This window comes from Rhizobium sp. P1_B8 (assembly GCF_056406515.1).
Window position 1 is genome coordinate 1 of record NZ_JBFTZZ010000070.1, and the last position, 3962, is coordinate 3962.

Here is a 3962-nt window from a genome sequence, read left to right on the forward strand (position 1 = left end):
GGGGTATCGATGACCCAGCCGCCGCCTGAAATTGCATGCAGGGATCGTGCGGTGGTTGTGTGTCGGCCCTGCGCGTCATATTCGCGGATGGTGCCTGTCTTTTGCTTTGTGTCAGATTCRGGCCCGGTCATGGTGTTCACCAGTGTTGATTTTCCGACACCAGAAGACCCCACCAACGCAACTGTTTGGCCGATGCCGCACCAGGGCCTCAACAGGGAAACKGCGTCCGCGGAGCGCCCATTCAAGGCAATGACAGGCAGGTCACGCTGCAAAGCCTCGGCTTGCGCCTGGAACATGCCGGCATCTTCCGCGGTGTCGGCCTTTGTCAGCACAATCACCGGATTGCTCCCGGCCTGGTTGGCCATGATCAGGTAACGTTCCAGCCGAGCAAGATTAAAATCGGCATTGCACGAGGTCACGATCAACAGGGTGTCGACGTTGGCGGCAACAAGTTGCTGGCCACGCCCGCCTTCCKGTCGTCGCTGAAAGACGCTTTTTCGGTCGAGACGTCTGATGAGCATGTCGGTCAGTGGATCGGCAAGAACCCAGTCGCCGACCGCGTAGTCACCAGTATTGGTATTGGMTGGAAATTCCAGTCCGACCGGCCCGGTGACATCGATTGCCTCGATGCGTGCCCGGTGAACGGAAGCAATGCGTCTGGGGATCAAGTCAGCTTCGCTGGGCTGGACCTGGTCCGCGAAGAATTCTGACCACCCAAGCAGTTCCAGCGGCGGAGAAAGTTGGGAGCTGGTCAAATCCTGTTCCACATTCGTTAAGGCTGCCATAAAGGGTTTTCAATGATCTTCCGCGGCTTCTCGCCTAGCTGCGTGGATGATCCCGTTTTGGCAACGAGGTTGCGTAAGCAGCAGCTTCGCCGGGGTAGGGGAAATCGTCCCCGAGCTGACGGTCGCCATCGTAGACTTTGAAGCTGGGCCCTTCAACTTCAACGATCTTATAGCCATTCACGTATTCGATCTTCGGTGTTTTCCAGCCCATCAAAGCTCTCCGATCCGGTCCGAGGCTCTCTGAAGATGGTGCCAAGACCTCATACTCGGCGGTCCTATCAGGTGCTTCACGATTAGCCAACGCCGGGTCGATCCTGTTCAAGGCGAATGTCGATTATTTAATGAAGCGAGCTCATCCTGGAGGAAGAGAAGGAATTCAACGCCCGCATGGCCCGTTTCCGGTCGGAACAGACCATTCTCAAATGGCGCCTTGAACAGCTAGATCAAACCTTATCTGGCTTACGCGAGCAGGAAGCTGCAGTTCAGAAGCAGGCCGAGGTCGTAAAGGACGAGCTGCAAGGCAAGCAGTCGCCGGTCGAACGGGGGCTGATCAATCGATCAGATTACACGGAGCTTCTGGGCATCGACGCCGATCTGTTGGGGCAAGCGCTGCCATCGCCTCTGAACAGGCAACAACCGGCTCGCAAATCGCGGAAGCCAAGGAGCAGGTGGAACGCCTGCGAACCCAACGCACGGAAGAAGCCGTTACAAAACTGAATGAAACAGTTACCTGCCCCGATGTTAGAATTTTCGTGGCAGCGATATCACCTGACCCGACAGGGCTCACATCGTCCGGCCAAAAACTGTGACCGGGGAGCGACCGCAATTTGCGGACGATCTCCATCACGAGTGACGGTGAACCGGGAGAGTTGGGATATTTGGGGTTGCCGACAATCCGGATGACACCATTTTCGGTAATGGGGCAGGTAGCCCACGCGGTCTGACCCATCGCCGCGAACCATTCGTGCGCATCATCATGGGCTACATGGCCCGGATCGATTAAGGCAATCAGCACATTGACGTCGAGCAGGAAAGTCACTGCAGTTCGTCACGCAAGGCGTTCACGATTTCGAGGGTCACTGGAGGCGCATCCGGCCGAGCTGACAGGAGAGGAATGCCATTGCGCTCGCGGCTGCTGGGCGGTCGGCGCAGAGAACGTCTCGCCAGCTCAAAAATGACCTCGCCGACGCTCCGGTGCTGCTGGGTTGCCATCGCCTTTGCGGCGATCAGGACATCGTCGTCGATTGCCAAGGTCGTTCTCATATCCGCCTCATCACGCATCATATAAAGCAGGTGGCCGGCCTTCTCAAGGTTGATACCGAAAGGACGCACCATTGCGCCAACCTGTTCACCGGCGAAAACGATTGAAAACGCATTCTCAAATCTGTGCGCGAACCACGGGTCTCCGGTTCGAACCTGCTCAAGGCGAACGATCGGATAAATGCGAAAGATCGGCAGAACTATTTAGGTGTTTAGTTGCGAGCATTGGCCGGCTTATGCAATGAAGCGCCTGCCTTTTTGGCCGCCGCCTGAAGACGCTTGTCCCTGGTCCATAACGCCGCTCGCCGATCAAGCAGTATCGAGGCGAGCAAGTGGGCATCTGTATAGCCGATGCCCATACTGAAAATGCCGTGACGATCAATCATTGTCATCACTTCGTCATGCGTTGCGACGAACGCTTGGCGCTGGGCTGCCAGAAACGCTATCACGCGCCCGCGATCTCGAAGGCTGCCAAGCGCCAGTTCGCCAACTACAGCCGGATGGCAGAGTAGACGATCGTCCTCAATGATCGTCCGAAGTTCCGCATCAACATGGCGGAAATGATCGATCCATATAGAAGTGTCTGCCAGTATCACTTGGCAGCTGCGCTCCGGCGACGTGGAGCTGCCTCTGCATCGGGCATAGTTCCGCCGAGCGCGATGAGGCGTTTTCCGGACTCTACTCGAACAAGCGTCTCCAACGCCTGGCGGACTATAGCAGCGGTTTCTTTTGTGCCGGTCAGGGACCTGGCCCTTTCCATGAGAGTGTCGTCTAGATTGATAGTCGATCGCATCGTTTCTTATCCTGTTCAGGCGCTTTAACTAGCACCATTTGGTGATAAAATCTACGCCTAGTTCCCACATCGATACCTGAGGACCGCCGAGTGAGAGCGGGAGCTGCGCGACCGCGTGGCGGCTACCGTAGCCGATCAGGTCACTAGCGCTCGCTTGCTTCGACCTATTTCGACATCTTCTGAATCTTCTCGATCTGGACGTCGATGATCGTCTGCGCGGCAGGCGGGACAACATCCCACTTCATCAACACGACCCCGGCCGAGCCACTCCGGCAGGCTGTTGCCATAGCTGATGGAAAGCCGGTCAGGATTGGGGCGGTGCCAGTGTTGTGCGCGACTTCCTCTGAGGCAACGGCCAAAAAGATGTCCGGATGTTCGACGCGATTGTGTAGGTGATCACCATTGGGGTCGCCTCGGGGAAAGCGGCGAACATGCGCTGCCGAAACGACGTGACATCGCCTTTTTGGACTGTTGTGAACCGCCTCACCAGCCATAGCTGAAGGTGGCACCACTGCCGTTATCCCCATCCTGCACCCTGGGCGGGCAAACCACAACGGCATTCGGGCTGGCCGGACTGGGCGATCTGCACGTCACTGTTGGCGGAGGGCGTAACAGCCGCCTCGGCCAGGGATTGGGAACTGGCCGCACAGTCGTTGAAATGTTGTCGAGCGAACTGTTTGGCGAAACGGTCGAAGGTGTGGATACAGCGCGGGTTCTGGCGAATATGGCGCTTGAGAAGCAACATACCGATGAAGATCCGCTCGCTTATTTCCCTCTGGCGTCTGCCATCATGAACGCCGTTCTTCAGCAGAAACGCTTCACGTTGGATTTTTCAAACCTCATTGTCCAGTAGACCGGGTCGTTGATTTCCAGTGAAATCTGTCAGTATTTATTGGAAGTCGCTAATGGAATGCACAAAGCAACTCGGGCAGCATATGTGCATGGTGAGATTCTGTTTCGATGGATCGGATTTATCGTAAGACCGTATGTCCTTCCGGCGGGGGTGGCTTGCCCTACACTCCCTTTGCGAGGGTTGCTCGGATAGGCCGAGCCGATCCTCCCTGGCAGGAGGACAAGCCGTGAAGCATTGTACAGAAGTTTTCGTTGGTATCGATGTATCGAAG

The 3962-nt window shown here is 56.5% G+C and carries 7 protein-coding genes and 1 pseudogene; 2 read left to right on the plus strand and 6 right to left on the minus strand.

What is annotated here, in order from left to right; translation table 11 throughout:
- Together rsgA and AC1D2N_RS36065 are read right to left on the minus strand one after the other, a co-directional pair.
- The coding region (gene rsgA / locus AC1D2N_RS36060) for a GTPase RsgA (RefSeq protein WP_477983005.1) at positions 1–785 on the minus strand (785 nt) is incomplete at its 3' end.
- A 34-nt stretch (positions 786–819) separates the two neighbouring features.
- Positions 820–996, minus strand: coding sequence for a hypothetical protein (locus AC1D2N_RS36065; RefSeq protein ID WP_018071841.1), 177 nt, complete (start codon positions 994–996; stop codon positions 820–822).
- A 176-nt stretch (positions 997–1172) separates the two neighbouring features.
- Here AC1D2N_RS36065 and AC1D2N_RS36070 point away from each other — a divergent pair, with 176 nt between their 5' ends.
- Positions 1173–1502 carry a hypothetical protein gene (locus tag AC1D2N_RS36070; protein ID WP_018517229.1) on the plus strand — a complete coding sequence of 110 codons (330 nt, stop codon included), beginning with the start codon at positions 1173–1175 and terminating at the stop codon, positions 1500–1502.
- Here the strand turns inward: AC1D2N_RS36070 and AC1D2N_RS36075 are convergent.
- From AC1D2N_RS36075 to AC1D2N_RS36090, 4 genes and pseudogenes are all read right to left on the minus strand, one after another.
- Positions 1486–1824, minus strand: a pseudogene (locus AC1D2N_RS36075) (PIN domain-containing protein); the annotation flags it as partial. The gene AC1D2N_RS36070 and the pseudogene AC1D2N_RS36075 overlap by 17 nt on opposite strands.
- Positions 1821–2048: a CopG family transcriptional regulator gene (locus AC1D2N_RS36080; protein ID WP_085990123.1), complete on the minus strand. Its 228-nt coding sequence runs from the start codon at positions 2046–2048 to the stop codon at positions 1821–1823. The pseudogene AC1D2N_RS36075 and the gene AC1D2N_RS36080, both read right to left, overlap by 4 nt.
- A gap of 209 nt (positions 2049–2257) precedes the next feature.
- A complete protein-coding gene (locus AC1D2N_RS36085) occupies positions 2258–2641 on the minus strand; it encodes a type II toxin-antitoxin system VapC family toxin (RefSeq protein WP_018245324.1) in 384 nt (127 codons plus the stop codon).
- Positions 2638–2838: a type II toxin-antitoxin system VapB family antitoxin gene (locus tag AC1D2N_RS36090; protein WP_018245323.1), complete on the minus strand. Its 201-nt coding sequence runs from the start codon at positions 2836–2838 to the stop codon at positions 2638–2640. Before AC1D2N_RS36090 ends, AC1D2N_RS36085 begins: the two co-directional genes overlap by 4 nt.
- A 502-nt stretch (positions 2839–3340) precedes the next feature.
- Between AC1D2N_RS36090 and AC1D2N_RS36095 the strand changes: the two genes are divergently transcribed.
- Complete coding sequence (locus AC1D2N_RS36095) at positions 3341–3691, plus strand: NAD(P)H-dependent glycerol-3-phosphate dehydrogenase (protein WP_245484585.1); 351 nt, start codon at positions 3341–3343, stop codon at positions 3689–3691.
- Positions 3692–3962 lie beyond the last annotated feature (271 nt).